This is a genomic window from Pseudomonas sp. R4-35-07 (assembly GCF_003852235.1).
Taxonomy (GTDB): Bacteria; Pseudomonadota; Gammaproteobacteria; order Pseudomonadales; family Pseudomonadaceae; genus Aquipseudomonas.
Window position 1 is genome coordinate 4,476,626 of sequence record NZ_CP027732.1, and the last position, 13,577, is coordinate 4,490,202.

At 57.2% G+C, this 13,577-nt stretch carries 14 protein-coding genes and 1 pseudogene; 9 read left to right on the plus strand and 6 right to left on the minus strand.

Annotated features, from left to right (window positions below; translation table 11 throughout):
- Positions 1 to 2: 2 nt before the first annotated feature.
- Positions 3 to 1,148: a hypothetical protein gene (locus C4J89_RS20410; RefSeq protein WP_124371642.1), complete on the minus strand. Its 1,146-nt coding sequence runs from the start codon at positions 1,146 to 1,148 to the stop codon at positions 3 to 5.
- Between the two features lie 432 nt (positions 1,149 to 1,580).
- Between C4J89_RS20410 and C4J89_RS20415 the strand changes: the two genes are divergently transcribed.
- The 7 genes and pseudogenes from C4J89_RS20415 to C4J89_RS20445 all read left to right on the plus strand — a co-directional run bounded on the left by C4J89_RS20415 (position 1,581) and on the right by C4J89_RS20445 (position 7,229).
- The gene (locus C4J89_RS20415; protein ID WP_124415435.1) at positions 1,581 to 2,498 is read left to right on the plus strand and encodes a hypothetical protein; all 918 of its coding nucleotides are present in this window, start codon (positions 1,581 to 1,583) and stop codon (positions 2,496 to 2,498) included.
- 220 nt (positions 2,499 to 2,718) lie between these two features.
- Positions 2,719 to 2,957, plus strand: a pseudogene (locus tag C4J89_RS20420) (DUF6124 family protein).
- A 166-nt stretch (positions 2,958 to 3,123) separates the two neighbouring features.
- Positions 3,124 to 3,552, plus strand: coding sequence for a DUF6252 family protein (locus C4J89_RS20425; protein ID WP_124415436.1), 429 nt, complete (start codon positions 3,124 to 3,126; stop codon positions 3,550 to 3,552).
- A 264-nt stretch (positions 3,553 to 3,816) separates the two neighbouring features.
- Positions 3,817 to 4,452 (plus strand): glutathione S-transferase family protein, encoded by a 636-nt coding sequence (locus C4J89_RS20430; RefSeq protein WP_124364099.1) that lies wholly within the window; start codon positions 3,817 to 3,819, stop codon positions 4,450 to 4,452.
- 13 nt (positions 4,453 to 4,465) lie between these two features.
- Positions 4,466 to 5,203 carry an NAD(P)-dependent oxidoreductase gene (locus tag C4J89_RS20435; protein ID WP_124364100.1) on the plus strand — a complete coding sequence of 246 codons (738 nt, stop codon included), beginning with the start codon at positions 4,466 to 4,468 and terminating at the stop codon, positions 5,201 to 5,203.
- Between the two features lie 12 nt (positions 5,204 to 5,215).
- Positions 5,216 to 6,625: an MFS transporter gene (locus C4J89_RS20440; protein ID WP_124415437.1), complete on the plus strand. Its 1,410-nt coding sequence runs from the start codon at positions 5,216 to 5,218 to the stop codon at positions 6,623 to 6,625.
- A 133-nt stretch (positions 6,626 to 6,758) separates the two neighbouring features.
- Complete coding sequence (locus C4J89_RS20445; RefSeq protein ID WP_124415438.1) at positions 6,759 to 7,229, plus strand: hypothetical protein; 471 nt, start codon at positions 6,759 to 6,761, stop codon at positions 7,227 to 7,229.
- Positions 7,230 to 7,265: 36 nt separating this feature from the next.
- On the opposite strand, the gene C4J89_RS20450 is transcribed toward C4J89_RS20445, so the two are convergent.
- The gene (locus tag C4J89_RS20450) at positions 7,266 to 8,192 is read right to left on the minus strand and encodes an aliphatic sulfonate ABC transporter substrate-binding protein (protein WP_124415439.1); all 927 of its coding nucleotides are present in this window, start codon (positions 8,190 to 8,192) and stop codon (positions 7,266 to 7,268) included.
- Between the two features lie 206 nt (positions 8,193 to 8,398).
- On the opposite strand from C4J89_RS20450, the gene C4J89_RS20455 reads away from it, so the two are divergent.
- On the plus strand, positions 8,399 to 8,797 hold the full coding sequence (locus C4J89_RS20455) for a GNAT family N-acetyltransferase (RefSeq protein WP_124415440.1): 399 nt from the start codon (positions 8,399 to 8,401) through the stop codon (positions 8,795 to 8,797).
- Between the two features lie 172 nt (positions 8,798 to 8,969).
- Here the strand turns inward: C4J89_RS20455 and def are convergent, their stop codons facing one another.
- From def to C4J89_RS20470, 3 genes are all read right to left on the minus strand, one after another.
- The gene (gene def, locus C4J89_RS20460) at positions 8,970 to 9,509 is read right to left on the minus strand and encodes a peptide deformylase (RefSeq protein ID WP_124408002.1); all 540 of its coding nucleotides are present in this window, start codon (positions 9,507 to 9,509) and stop codon (positions 8,970 to 8,972) included.
- On the minus strand, positions 9,506 to 10,462 hold the full coding sequence (locus C4J89_RS20465) for a YihY/virulence factor BrkB family protein (protein ID WP_124364107.1): 957 nt from the start codon (positions 10,460 to 10,462) through the stop codon (positions 9,506 to 9,508). Before C4J89_RS20465 ends, def begins: the two co-directional genes overlap by 4 nt.
- Positions 10,463 to 10,642: 180 nt before the next feature.
- On the minus strand, positions 10,643 to 10,828 hold the full coding sequence (locus C4J89_RS20470) for a CsbD family protein (protein ID WP_124371651.1): 186 nt from the start codon (positions 10,826 to 10,828) through the stop codon (positions 10,643 to 10,645).
- 201 nt (positions 10,829 to 11,029) lie between these two features.
- Between C4J89_RS20470 and C4J89_RS20475 the strand changes: the two genes are divergently transcribed.
- On the plus strand, positions 11,030 to 11,407 hold the full coding sequence (locus tag C4J89_RS20475) for a hypothetical protein (protein WP_124415441.1): 378 nt from the start codon (positions 11,030 to 11,032) through the stop codon (positions 11,405 to 11,407).
- A gap of 115 nt (positions 11,408 to 11,522) precedes the next feature.
- On the opposite strand, the gene fadD1 is transcribed toward C4J89_RS20475, so the two are convergent.
- Positions 11,523 to 13,214, minus strand: coding sequence for a long-chain-fatty-acid--CoA ligase FadD1 (fadD1, locus tag C4J89_RS20480; RefSeq protein ID WP_124371653.1), 1,692 nt, complete (start codon positions 13,212 to 13,214; stop codon positions 11,523 to 11,525).
- Positions 13,215 to 13,577: the final 363 nt, after the last annotated feature.

Here is a 13,577-nt window from a genome sequence, read left to right on the forward strand (position 1 = left end):
GCTTAGTCGGACGGAGGGAGCCTGTAGCCGCCGCCCTCTGCGCCTTCGTGCAACGCTGCCTGGATACGCTCGTATAGCGCGTTGGCCTCCCGCGAACCGATGGATCGCGAGCAATCGCGTAACACGATACGAAGCAGGATGTTCTCTTGCCCAGGCAACAACCCCAGGCGAGCGATTGCTTGCGCTGGCAACTCATCTCGAGACCAGCGCCCCTTGATCTGCATTTCTTCCACCCACGCTGCGTCCTCACCTGCGGCGAGCAGCATCTTCTCAGTGATAACTTCTTCGCTTTGCCCCGGCGTCACCGCAAGAGAAATGTCTCGGGTAATCGAAGGCAATCGAGAAATCGGCTGCCACGGCTTCAAGTCGAACATTTGCGCCCTGACGCGGGGATGGGTATCACGCAGGAGTCGAATATCCGGAATGCCCTTGCGCAGCATGGTCAAACGATCCAGGCCCATCCCCAAAGCCAAGCCGCCGTGGTGGTGCGGATCGATATTCAAGCGTTCAAGTAACGACCGGGCGATGCACCCGCACTCCAACACCTCGATCGGTTCTCCATCAAGGATCAAGTTCACCTCGATACCACCTTCGGTGTAATGGTGGGGGCTGTCCGAGAACACCCATTCCATGGCGGGCACCGCAATGTCCAGGATGTCTCCCACCAGGCGCAGTAGCTGGTCCCGCTCAGCAAGCTGCGGCTCGCCCAATACCCACAGGTCCATTTGATGCGGTTCCGCGCAATGCCAGCGATCACGGCTATCACGTCGAAATGTCATGCCGGGCGCCGCCAACAGCCTCATCTGCCCAGGCTGGCGGTTTTCACTGGCCCGCTGTAACGCTGCCGGAATCAAACTGGTGGTTTGAGTACGCAGCAGGCTGATGTCATCAACCCACCGGGTGTGGGCACTGCCCAGGGTAATTTCGCGGGTGTCGTAGCCGAGCAGGCCGTAGTTATCGTGGGCCGAAACCACACGCGGCCCTTCCAGCCACTGAGGGTCAGGCCAATGACGTGAGGTCAGGCCTTGGAGAATTTGATCAAGCAATAGTCGCACTGCGTGCGGCTCGAGGTTGAGGTCGGTTAGATCCTCTAATGTCAGGGCTCGTTTCAGTTCGGCGGCACTTATAACTTTTCTGCTTGGATACATATCTGCATCTCCTGCACCGTAAAAGCCAGAAGTACAAAAACTACGCCTTGAAACTTTACGAGCGCAACAGCCAGACACGAGAAACTATATTTTCAGATGCTACGTACAGACGTTACTTACAGACTTCGTAAAAAATCATAAAGACCTCTGACTTAAAATAAATACATATAAAAACCATCATTCAATACTTTCAATCTGCCCCCTTTGGAGAGCTAATGTTTTCACCCCGCCCAACGGGGTGCTTACAAACAGAACCGGATCAATAAGATAGGAGGCAAAATGAAAACCTTAGATCAATCGAACGAACAACAGCTCAATCGAAAAACGCCTGATTCAGAAGCGTTTACCTGGCCACCGCTGTCGTGGCCTTAATTGAAGCACTGAAGCGCCAAGGCTTAGGCTTTGGCGCCTTCGCAAGTAGGAGCCCACCCTATGATAGCGCCCAAAACCACAGTGCTGGACAAGGGAAACCTTGTGATCACTTCCGACTCACCCCAGTTTCTTGAGTACTGTAGTCTTCAGCACTTTACGACAAAAAATATTATGCAAGCTCAGTCACTGGATCAAAATAGCCTGGTGTTTTCGTTTAGTGACTGCGCTGCAAAAAAGACATTTGACCTAGCTAGGCTCACCGATAAAAAACGCTGTGTATTTTTCCCTATACATGTTTTTGAAAACACAATCAACAATGCACTATATAGCTTAGAGTGCTTTCTAAAAAGCGACATTACACAAGCGCTCAAGGAGCAGCAAAAAGCCTTAGAACTGATTAACTGTAAGTCCCCCCTTGCCCTGACAGGACCTTCAACCCAATCGACTGTAAACGTTTTATCCAGCGCGGTGCCCTATGCAATGCTTGACGGAGATTTAAAGGATAACTTCGTTCACTCAGCCGCCGAGTTTTTCGAAGTCCACCTTGCTCATATGCAGCCCCAAACGGCTTGCCCTTTCACTGTCAATGGAGAGTTCCGAGTGAGTGGAATTCTAACCGTTCTGAGAAAAGCGCAAAGCGCGCCTCCTGACATCACAAACTCACTCACTACACTGATTGGTGAAGTTGCTTCAAAACAGGCCAGCCTGAAGGTCGAAGGCAATAAGGTCAGGTCATTCACGGTAGACAACCGAGATTATGCCGACCTGATTAAACGCGCGGCGGGAAAAAGAGGAGCACACCTCACCGAGTTCGCCATAGGCGTAAATCAGGCGATTACACCCATTATAGATTTCAGCATTAACTCTCAGATGAACGAGGGCGTCAGTGGCGTTCATGTGGCTATTGGCGATGGTACTAATGGCTATCACATTGATTTTCTATGCCCGGATGTCGTTGTTCTTAAGGCGGTCACATGATCTGTGCCAAGCAGGGCGTAGGAACGATCACGCGCACGTAGGATGCCTGTAGGAAGCGGCTGACATCACGCCAAGTGCCTTGCTCCATTACCTACGGTTACGTCAGAATCCGCCGGCTTGTGTGACGGGGTGGCGGTCTTTAAGGTTTGCCGGTCGCTGAATTCCTCGGTGATCGGGTTTAGTAGCCCATTTTTGGACCTCCTAAACCAGGAGCATTGCAATGTTCAAAGAAATCGACACGCCGCCAAACACCCTCTTCACCGTCTTCCCCGATATTTCTACCGAAACCCTGCTGATCAACAGCTACGAAACCGTGTGCTCCGTCAGCACCTTGCTGCTTGACCTGTCCAATGACCTCACGGCAAGCAACGCGACGTAGCCCTGGCCATCCACCAATTGAGCGAGCTGAGCGTCTTGCTGGTGGGCAAGGCCATGGACCAGCACACACCGTTGGCTTAACTGTGAAGGGGGGCAAATTTTTCTCTCTGTACGCTCTTCGAAAAAGCGACCCGAACGCCTCCCCCTACCTGTCAACCTTGACAGTAGGCAAGTGTTTGACGATGTCCTATAAGTGAGTTGTTGGCTGCATTGTGCTCCACAAACCGCTACTAAAAAGGACTTCGTCATGCACACATTAAAAACACAGAAAAGGTCACTTTCCCAAGGCGTAGTGAGTTGCAACGTCTCACTTATAGCTGCTCCATTCACGTCAGATAGCGTAGATTTTTTCGACTCAACCGCGACCCACTATGGCGTCACGGCATTTGATAGAAAAGCAGGTGAGCGCATGTTTTTTATCTCGCTGAAAAAAACCATTGCGCCAGGCACTTATGAGTTTAAACCCGAGTCAGACGTGTACGGTTATTACTACCACGAACATGAACGTTTTGGATGGATTTACTATCCCGAGAAAGGGGAATTTTTACTGAAGAGCGTTGATTTTGAAAAGCTTGAGATAGACGCAACGTTCGCATTCACGTCAACGACGACACCCGACCAACAACCCGTGACGTTCGAGAACGGCGTCTTCACACTGACCGGACCGGGTGCCTGAGATAATGTTGTTTAATTCCTTCGGTTTCATGCGACAAGGGCGGGCAGTGAGTAAGAGCACTGCTATTCATGACTACATTGACTGCACGATATCTGAATTATAAATGCAACAAATGGCCCATCCCCGCTGAACCTCTTCCCATGTTAAGGCGACATTGCCGTAAACGGGCAATTGCTCGCCTTTTCTCGCTGACGGCACTACCTCGCTATCGTCACCAAACGTCTGTTAAATTGCCTCTGCCATTCACGAGCGCAGGGAAGCACCATGGGACATTCACTGAAAATCTTGGGCCGCGCCTCCTCCATTAACGTACGAAAAGTACTGTGGACCTGCCAGGAACTGGGTATCGACTACGTGCGTGAAGACTGGGGCATCGGCTTCAAGCCCACCCAATCCCCCGAATTTCTCGCCTTGAACCCCAATGCCCAGGTGCCGGTGCTGATCGACGACCATGGCGTGCTGTGGGAGTCCAACACCATCTGCCGCTACCTGGTCGGCCTCTATCAACGCACTGACCTGCTGCCCGTCGAGCCCGCGCCACGGGCCCGCGTCGAACAATGGATCGACTGGCAAGCGGTCGAACTCAACCGTGCCTGGGGCGATGCGTTCACCGCGCTGGTGCGTAACAATCCCGACGGCCTGGACGCAACACAGATTGCCGCCGCAGTGCAACGCTGGAACAGCGTGATGGGCATTCTGGAACAACAGTTGGCCAAGACTGGCGCTTACGTAGCGGGCGATGAATTCACCCTCGCCGATATCCTGATCGGCCTCTCGGTACACCGCTGGCAGGTGACGCCCATGGAGCGTCCGCCCTACCCCGCCATCGCGGCGTATTATCAACGACTCGGCGGGCAGCATGCAGGCTTCAAGACCTTCGCGCTCGACGGCCATAATTAAACAAGGACACACCATGAACGGACTCAACGTATTACTGACCGGCGCCTGCGGCAAAATCGGCAGGACCTTTTTCGAGGCGTCGAAAGACCGCTACCGCTTCACCCTGACCGACCGTGTCGAGCCGGATTTCGCGCTCGGCGAACACCGCTTCGTGCACGCTGACCTGAGCGACAAATCCGTCCTCGCCAGCCTGCTCGAAAACATCGAGGTGGTTGTACACCTCTCGGGTATCCCGGACCCCGATGCGTCGTTCGAGGAGCTGCTGCCCAATAATATCCTCGCCACCACCTACCTGTTCGAGGCCGCCGTGGCCGCTGGCGTGCAGCGCCTGGTATATGCCAGCAGCGCGCAAGCTGTCGAAGGTTATCCGGTAGACCGTGAGATCACCCCCGACATGCAAGTGATGCCCGCCAACCTGTATGGCGTGACCAAATGCTACGGTGAAGCGCTGTGTGGCTATTACGCGGCCAAAACCCCACTCTCGACCATCGCCGTGCGCATTGGCGCGTTTGAGTTTCCCCAGCACGCCGACCTGAACAACGCCCGCGACCTCAGCGCGTGGCTCAGCCCGCGCGATGCGGTGCAACTGCTGCAGTGCGCGGTGGACACCCGCGATGTGAAACATTTGGTCGCCCATGGCATTTCCAATAACCGCTTCAAGCGCCTGGACCTGAGCGAAACCACACGAGTGTTGGGTTACCAACCGGTGGATGATGCGTTCCAGGTCTTTGAAATCCCCATCACTTACTGAGTGTTCTGACCCATGCCTGCACGCGCCACCACTGACGGCATCGACCCGACCCGCGCCGCCCACATCAGCGCACGTATCGACCGCCTGCCCGCCGTCGCCAGCATCTGGCGCCTGGTGGCATTGCTGTCGATCGGCGGTTTTTTCGAGCTGTATGACCTGTTCCAGACGGCTTATATCAGCCCAGGCCTGATCAGCGACGGGGTTTTCCACACGGGCAGCGAGGGTGTGTTTGGCTTTTCCGACCAGGCCGCGTTCGCCTCGGCCACCTTCCTCGGCCTGTTCCTCGGCGCCAGCCTGCTGAGCCCCATCGCCGATCGTTTCGGGCGCCGGGCGATCTTCACCTTTGCGCTGATCTGGTACACCGTCGCCACGGTGCTGATGGGCATCCAGACGTCCGCCCTGGGCATTATCTGCATGCGCTTTCTGGTGGGCATCGGACTGGGTATTGAACTGGTGACGATCGACGCCTATCTGTCGGAACTGGTGCCCAAGCGCATGCGCAGTTCGGCGTTTGCCTTTGCGTTTTTCATCCAGTTCCTGTCGGTGCCGGCGGTGGCGCTGATGTCATGGTGGCTGGTGCCCCAGGCGCCGTTCGGGATCTCCGGTTGGCGCTGGGTGGTGCTCAGCAGTGCAGTCTTTGCGTTGTTTATCTGGCAACTGCGCAAGCGCCTGCCGGAATCACCGCGCTGGCTGGCGCAGAAAGGTCGTTTCGAGGAAGCCGGCACGATCATGGACACCCTTGAAGCGCGCTGCCTGAAGGATCACGGCAAGCCTCTGGATGCGCCGGAACCCGAGGCTGTCAGCGTGCAGGGCAGCGGCCGTTTCGCCGATATCTGGCAACCGCCCTACCGCCGTCGCGCCTTGATGCTCATCGTCTTCCATGTGTTCCAGGCCATCGGTTTCTTCGGCTTTGGCAACTGGTTGCCCGCCTTGCTGTCGGGCCAGGGCGTCAGCGTAACCCACAGTCTGCTCTACGCGTTTATCATCACGCTCGCCTATCCGCTGGGCCCGCTGCTGTTCGTGAAGGTCGCCAACCGTTTTGAGAACAAGTGGCAGATTGTCGGCTCGGCCTTGGGCGCGGTGATCTTCGGCAGCCTGTTCGCCGTGCAAACCACGGCGGTGGGGCTGATCTTCTGTGGGGTGATGATCACCTTCTGCAACGCCTGGCTGAGCTTCAGCTATCACTCGTATCAGAGCGAATTGTTCCCCACCAATATCCGTGCGCGGGCGGTAGGGCTCTGCTACTCGTTCAGCCGCTTGTCCACGGTGTTCAGCAGCCTGCTGATCGGTTTTATCCTCGAACACCTGGGCACACCGGGCGTGCTGGCGTTTATCGCGAGCAGCATGTTGATTGTGATGATCACCATCAGTTGGTTCGGGCCGCGAACGCGTAACCTGGCATTGGAGAATATCGCCCACTGACGGCAAGGGTTGGCCGTCGACGGGACAGTGTTTGCCGCGACGGCGGCTTGCCCCCCAATAAAAACGGGCACGTCGTGCCCGGCATGCTAATTGCTCCAGCTGTCACACCGAACATTCCCCCAGGTGACCGATCATGCTGGTTAACAACGACACCCAAGCCGCGTCGACCGTCCAACAGCTCAAGCGCTCCGACATGGATCCGGCCAACGCCGCTGCCAGCGCGCTGTACAGCGGCGCCCTGCAAACGGCGCAGCAAAGCGTGATGGTGCCGGCCGCCCAGAAGGACCTGGACAAGGCGAGCGATCGCATCGACGAGGCCTTCGCCAAGACCCGCGTGCAGTTGCAAGCCACAGCGACGACCTCCGGGGCGCGGGCTGAACTCAGCGAATACATGAGCAAAACCCCGGCCGAGCGTATCCGCGAGCAGTTGCTCAAGGAACAAGGGATGACAGAAGAGCAAGTGCAGGCCCTGCCGCAGGAAAAACAAGACGCCATTGCCAGGCAAGTGGCTGAGCGTTTAAAGGAGCAGCAACAGCAGCAGGTAGCGGCGAAGGCGGCTGCTCCACAGGCCCAGGCAGTGAAAGACACCCTGGCAGCAATCTAAGCCAAGCCAACCAAGGCGAACTCGCGGCGTATCGGCTTATGGACCTTTGAAGACAACCTGCTGCACATCGACCTTTTTCGGGATCAAGCCATTGGCGAAAAACAAATCGGCGGTGCGTTGCTGATTGGCGATGTCGACCGCCTGCAGCGGCCGGATCGGCTCGGGCGAGCGGTGCTCGAAGTAGCGTTTGACCACCGCCGGTTGCAGGCCCAGGGTCTTGGCCATCAGCGCGATGCTGACTTCGGGTTGGTCCAGGGACAGACGCTGCGCCTTGCCGAGGGTTTGCAGGATGGTGGCAATGGCCTGGGGATTTTGTCGGGCAAACGCGCTGCTGGTCACGAAGAAGCTGCCGGCCGGATTGAGGCCCTCGCCGGTGCCCAACACGCGGGCGGCACCGTCGACCACGGCGGCCGAGTAGTAAGGGTCCCACACCACCCAGGCGTCCACCTTGCCTTGCTCGAACGCGGCGCGCCCGTCGGAGGGCGACAGGTACACCACGTTCACATCTTTCCACTGCAAGCCGGCGCGCAGCAGGCTTTTGAGGAACAGGTTGTGCGCACTGGAACCCTTGAGCAGCGCCACGCGCTTGCCCTTGAGCTCAGCCACGCTCTGAATGGGGCTGGCTTGAGGCACCAGCACGGCTTCGGTTTTGCCCTCATTGGGCTCGACGGCGATGTACTGTAATTCAATCCCGGCGGCCTGGGCAAAAATGGGTGGGATGTCGCCGATATTGCCGATGTCCAGGCTGCCAGCGTTCAGCGCCTCGATCAGCGGCGGGCCACCGAGAAATTCGGTCCACTGCACCTGGGTGCCGGGCAGCGCGGCTTCGAACAGCTTGTGTTCACGGGCGAGGACCATGCTCACCGAGCTTTTCTGATAGCCAATGCGCAGCGTGGCTGGATCGGCGGCCAGTGCCTTGGCGGCGACCAGCGAAAGAACGGCGACAGCAATAATTTTCAGCATAAGAGCGCTTCCTTGACCTTGACGGCGGGTGCGGTTGGGCACGGTGTGTCGGGTGCTTCGAAGCAGCGATCCTAGCAAGCCCTCTTATTCATTAATAATATTAAAAAGTCATCTATTTATAACTTTATATACGGACTCGCAGGCCGATGTTTGCGCCCTGCCGGCAAAGGCTACAATGCCCGCCTCGCCCTTTCATTGGTTTGAACATGCACATCGAACGCTTGGCAGCGCCGCTATGGCCGCTGCTGAACAAGTTTTACCGCAGCCACAACTCGTCGATGAAGGCGCTCAAGGACGGGCAGTTGTGGGTGGCGAGGGACACGCAGATCGTTGCCGGGTTGTGCCTGACCCCCGTGGTCGGTGGGCAATGGCTGACCGGCGTGTTCGTTGACCCGGCTTATCGCGGCCAGGGGGTGGCGGCGCGGTTGATCCACCTGGCAGTGGCTGAAGTGGACGGCACAGTGTGGTTGCTGTGCCACCCAGACCTTGAAACGCTGTACCAGCGCATGGGGTTTTCCCAGCACACCGTGTTGCCGCAGTCGCTCAGTGAACGGCTGGTGCGCTACAAGCGCAACAAGCCGATGATTGCGATGGGCCTTCGATAACCTGGATGGCTTGCGCCGATAGCGGTGGGTAGGAGCGAGCTTGCTCGCGAAAAACTCACAGGCACCGCGTTCATTCAGCAAGCACGCGTTATCGTTGACATCTTTCGCGAGCAAGCTCGCTCCTACAGGGAGCAAGCCCCCTCCCACATTTGGACCTGTTGCAGTCTGCTGCTCATTCGTCGGCGGTTGGGTCCATTTCCGGGAACATCACTTCGATAAACCCGAACTTGCTGAAGTCGGTAATCCGCGACGGGTACAACCGGCCGATCAGGTGATCGCACTCATGCTGCACCACCCGTGCATGGAAGCCGTCGGCGAAGCGTACGATCGGCTCGCCCTTGGGGTCGAAGCCTTCGTAGCGGATCTGCTGATAGCGGTCCACAGCGCCGCGCAGGCCGGGGACGGACAGGCAGCCCTCATACCCCTCTTCCAGCACCGGGCTGAGCGGTGTGATCAACGGGTTGATCAGGATCGTCTGCGGCACCGGCGGCGCCTCCGGGTAGCGTTCGCTGGCCTCGAAACCAAAGATCACCAATTGCAGGTCCACACCGATCTGCGGCGCAGCCAGGCCGACGCCGCCCACGTGTTCCATGGTCTGGAACATGTCGTCGATCAGTTGCCACAGCTCGGGGCTGTCGAACATTTCCGGCGGCACTGGCGGGGCGATGCGCAGCAGACGTTCATCGCCCATTTTCAGGATTTCACGGATCATTGATCAGGCTCAACGGTGAGAGGCTTGGAATGGTCCCGGCCCAGGCCTGAGACATGTTGTTTTTCACCGGCATGGCCCGGTTCGTCGATTTCTTTTTCGCCGGGGTCCTTGCCTTCGGCGGACATGTGTTCGATCACGGCGTTCATCTCCGCGCCAAGCAACAGCACGGCGGCGGAAATATAGAAGTACAAAAGCAACACGATGATCGCGCCGATGCTGCCGTACATGGCGTTGTAGTCGGCGAAGGTTTTAACGTAGTAGCCAAAGCCGAGGGAAGCGACGATCCACACCACCACCGCCAATACGGAACCGGGGGTGATAAAGCGAAACTCCTGTTCGACGTCCGGCATCACGTAATACATGAGGGCCACGGCAAACATCAGCAGGATCACGATCAGCGGCCAGCGCAGGATGGTCCACAGCGTGACGACAAATTCCTGCATACCGATCTGCCCCGCCAGCCATTCCATCACCTGCGGGCCGAGCACCATCAGCGCGGCGGCGGCGAGCAGCATGCCGGCGATGCCGATGGTGTAGAAAATCGACAGCGGGAAACGCTTCCAGATCGGCCGCCCCTCCACCACGTCATAGGCCGCGTTCATCGCGCTCATCATCAGGCGTACGCCAGCGGAAGCGGTCCACAGGGCGATCACGATACCCACCGAGAGCAGCCCGCCCTTGGATTGCTGCAACTGGTCGATCACCGGGTTGACCTGCTCCAGTGCCTGGGGCGGCAATACCAGCTCCGACTGCAGGCGCAGCCAGGTGAAGAAGTCCGGCAGATGCAGAAAACCGATCAGGGCAATCAGGAACAACAGGAAAGGAAACAACGAGAACAGCATCTGGTAGGCCAGAGCCGAGGCGTAGGTGGGCATCTCGTCGTCGACGAATTCCGTAACGGTGCGCACCAGCACCTTGTGCAGCTTGAGACCATCGAGTACCGGAAAAATCATAGCGTCTCCTTTCGCCGCAAAGAGGGTGGGGTCGCGGGCGACTCAGGGGCCGTTTTCTACATCAAAGTAGCCCATTTGGCGACTTTGAAACAATTTCTAAACTTTAGTTGCAGCCTTGGATACAAAAACGGCCATCCGTAGATGGCCGTCGGGCTGCTGGGATGAGCCAGCCGGACCGTCTTACTCGGTCGCTTTTTTCACTGCGTCCTTGGTCTTGCCCACTGCCTGCTGAGCTTCACCTTTCTTTTCCTGGATCACGCCTTCAGCACGCATTTTGTCGTTGTCCGTCGCCTTGCCGACACCTTGCTTGACGTTGCCGACGGCTTCATTAGCTACGCCTTTTACCTTATCGGAAGTGCTGCCCATGGTATTACTCCTGATAACTATCAAATGGTTTTAGGTCACTACGTAGCGGTTGACTCGAAGCCAAGCGACAGAGTTTCAATTATTTTTCAGCGAGCATTTCATCGAAAGGGGCAGGTTTGCCTTTATGTTTTGCGGCCAACCCACGAGAATGCCCGGCAGATTCAGGCTCGAACGCTGAATAACAGATCCCGTAGGAAGGTTATGAAACTCAATAAAGCACAGGCCATCGCCCGCAGAAACCAGGAACTGGGCGGTGCCGTACTCGGCGTCAACAACTGCCATTTCACCGACCTGGACCCCAAACGCAATATCTGGTGGTTCGACTTGCCAGTGGCGCGGATTGGCCTGGGCCAGTACGAGTGGATCCATCTGTTGATGCACAACGCCGAGACTGACCAACTGCTGCACCTGAAAGTGCCAACGGTGTTCCTGCGTGAGAACCTCGAAGGGCTGGTGGTGCGCAATGCCGGCAAGCGCAAGCCGGAAATCACCTTGGAACTGAGCGCCGACAAGGACTCGTTCCTCAAGGATGTGCGCCCTGCCGGTGCAGGAATCAGCTTTGCGCAGTTCGCCCTGTAATAACGCAGTCATAAATGTGGGAGGGGGCTTGCTCCCGATAGCTAAGTGTCAGTCACATTATCTGTGACTGGCCCACCGCTATCGGGAGCAAGCCCCCTCCCACATTTGAAGTGCGTTACTTTTTGAGACCGAGCTTCTTCAGTTCTTCATCGCGCAATTCACGCCGCAGAATCTTGCCCACATTGGTGGTCGGCAGCGCATCGCGAAATTCAACGGCCTTGGGCACCTTGTAGCCGGTGACGTTGGCGCGCATGTGTTCCATCACCTGTTCCTTGGTCAGGGTGGCGCCTGGCTTGACCACGATGAACAGCTTGATGTGCTCCCCGGACTTTTCATCCGGCACGCCGATGGCTGCGCACTGCAACACGCCCGGCAGGCCTGCCAGCACGTCTTCCAGTTCGTTGGGATACACGTTGAAACCCGAGACCAGGATCATGTCTTTCTTGCGATCGACAATACGCATGTAGCCGTCGGGCTGGATGATCGCGATGTCGCCGGTCTTCAGCCAGCCTTCGCTGTCGAGCATTTCGTCGGTTGCGTCCTGGCGCTGCCAGTAGCCCTTCATGACCTGGGGGCCCTTCACGCACAGCTCGCCGGTTTCGCCCAGCGGCAGCTCGGTGCCGTCGTCGGCGATCACTTTACACACGGTGGAGGGCACCGGGATGCCAATGGTACCGATCTGGATATGCTGGATCGGGTTGACCGTGGCCACCGGGCTGGTCTCGGTCATGCCGTAGCCTTCGCAGATGCCACAACCGGTCACGGCCTTCCAACGCTCGGCCGCCGCCAACTGCAGCGCCATGCCGCCCGACAGGGTGACCTTCAGCGCGGAGAAATCCAGCTTGCGGAAACCTTCGTTATTACACAACGCCACGAACAGGGTATTGAGGCCGACAAAGCCGCTGAACTTCCACTTCGAGAGTTCCTTGACCATCGCCGGCAGGTCGCGCGGGTTGCTGATCAGGATATTGTGGTTGCCGATCAGCATCATCGCCATGCAATGAAAGGTAAACGCATAGATATGGTACAGCGGCAGCGGCGTGATCAGGATCTCGCACCCTTCATTGAGGTTGGAGCCCATCAGCGCCTTGCATTGCAGCATGTTGGCGACCAGGTTGCGATGGGTGAGCATTGCGCCCTTGGCCACGCCGGTGGTGCCGCCGGTGTATTGCAGCACCGCCACATCGCCGCTGGCCGGGTTGGCATCGCTGACCGCCTGGCCCTGCCCCTTGGCCAGCACGTCATTGAACTTGATCGCTTGCGGCAAATGATAGGCCGGGACCATTTTTTTCACGTACTTGATCACGCTGTTGATCAACAGGCGCTTGAACGGCGACAGCAGGTCGGCCACTTCGGTCACGATCACGTGTTTGACCGCAGTCTTGGGCACGACTTTTTCAGCCAGGTGCGCCATGTTGGCCAGGCAAACCAGGGCCTTGGCCCCGGAATCATTGAATTGGTGTTCCATTTCCCGCGCGGTGTACAGCGGGTTGGTGTTGACTACGATCAGCCCGGCACGGATGGCGCCGAATACGGCGACCGGGTATTGCAGGACATTGGGCAGTTGCACGGCGATTCGGTCGCCAGGCTTCAAGTCGGTGTGCTGTTGCAGGTAGGCAGCGAATGCGCCGGACAATTCGTACAGTTCACCGTAGGTGATGGTCTTGCCCAGGTTGCTGAAAGCCGGTTTGTTGGCGAAGCGCTGGCAGGACTGCTTCAGTACCGCCTGAATATTCGGATACTCGTCTGGATTGATTTGTGCAGCAATCCCGGCGGGGTACTTATCCTTCCAAAAGTCTTCGTTCATGGAAGCCCACTCCTCAGCGACGCGAATTCATCATCGCATTTGATGCGATTATTATTGGTGTATGTTTTTTTAAGGTGAATCTGGCGCTTCAAGCAGGCCTAGACGTCACAAAGCGCGCCGAGAGTAGCAGCTTTGCCAAGGGCCGACTAGAGCCAAAAGAGGGCCCTACGGTCACTAACACGACTGTCCTACAATAATTGGTCACACTTTTAATGCAGGCAAAATAACCCACTGAAAGGCTCTGGAATGGGGCTTAGCGGGCAATACAAAACAATGTGGGAGGGGGCTTGCTCCCGATAACGGAGTGTCAGTCACTGCATCTGTGCCTGAAACACCGCAATCGGGAGCAAGCCCCCTCCCACA

What these genes read in the sequence shown, in the direction of transcription:
- C4J89_RS20430 (WP_124364099.1), top strand. Translation starts at nt 3,817, where the DNA reads ATGGGACATTCACTGAAAATCTTGGGCCGCGCCTCCTCCATTAACGTA.
- C4J89_RS20455 (WP_124415440.1), top strand. Translation starts at nt 8,399, where the DNA reads ATGCACATCGAACGCTTGGCAGCGCCGCTATGGCCGCTGCTGAACAAG.
- C4J89_RS20410 (WP_124371642.1), bottom strand. Translation starts at nt 1,148, where the DNA reads ATGTATCCAAGCAGAAAAGTTATAAGTGCCGCCGAACTGAAACGAGCC.
- fadD1 (WP_124371653.1), bottom strand. Translation starts at nt 13,214, where the DNA reads ATGAACGAAGACTTTTGGAAGGATAAGTACCCCGCCGGGATTGCTGCA.
- C4J89_RS20425 (WP_124415436.1), top strand. Translation starts at nt 3,124, where the DNA reads ATGCACACATTAAAAACACAGAAAAGGTCACTTTCCCAAGGCGTAGTG.
- C4J89_RS20475 (WP_124415441.1), top strand. Translation starts at nt 11,030, where the DNA reads ATGAAACTCAATAAAGCACAGGCCATCGCCCGCAGAAACCAGGAACTG.
- C4J89_RS20445 (WP_124415438.1), top strand. Translation starts at nt 6,759, where the DNA reads ATGCTGGTTAACAACGACACCCAAGCCGCGTCGACCGTCCAACAGCTC.
- C4J89_RS20450 (WP_124415439.1), bottom strand. Translation starts at nt 8,192, where the DNA reads ATGCTGAAAATTATTGCTGTCGCCGTTCTTTCGCTGGTCGCCGCCAAG.
- C4J89_RS20465 (WP_124364107.1), bottom strand. Translation starts at nt 10,462, where the DNA reads ATGATTTTTCCGGTACTCGATGGTCTCAAGCTGCACAAGGTGCTGGTG.
- def (WP_124408002.1), bottom strand. Translation starts at nt 9,509, where the DNA reads ATGATCCGTGAAATCCTGAAAATGGGCGATGAACGTCTGCTGCGCATC.
- C4J89_RS20470 (WP_124371651.1), bottom strand. Translation starts at nt 10,828, where the DNA reads ATGGGCAGCACTTCCGATAAGGTAAAAGGCGTAGCTAATGAAGCCGTC.
- C4J89_RS20415 (WP_124415435.1), top strand. Translation starts at nt 1,581, where the DNA reads ATGATAGCGCCCAAAACCACAGTGCTGGACAAGGGAAACCTTGTGATC.
- C4J89_RS20440 (WP_124415437.1), top strand. Translation starts at nt 5,216, where the DNA reads ATGCCTGCACGCGCCACCACTGACGGCATCGACCCGACCCGCGCCGCC.
- C4J89_RS20435 (WP_124364100.1), top strand. Translation starts at nt 4,466, where the DNA reads ATGAACGGACTCAACGTATTACTGACCGGCGCCTGCGGCAAAATCGGC.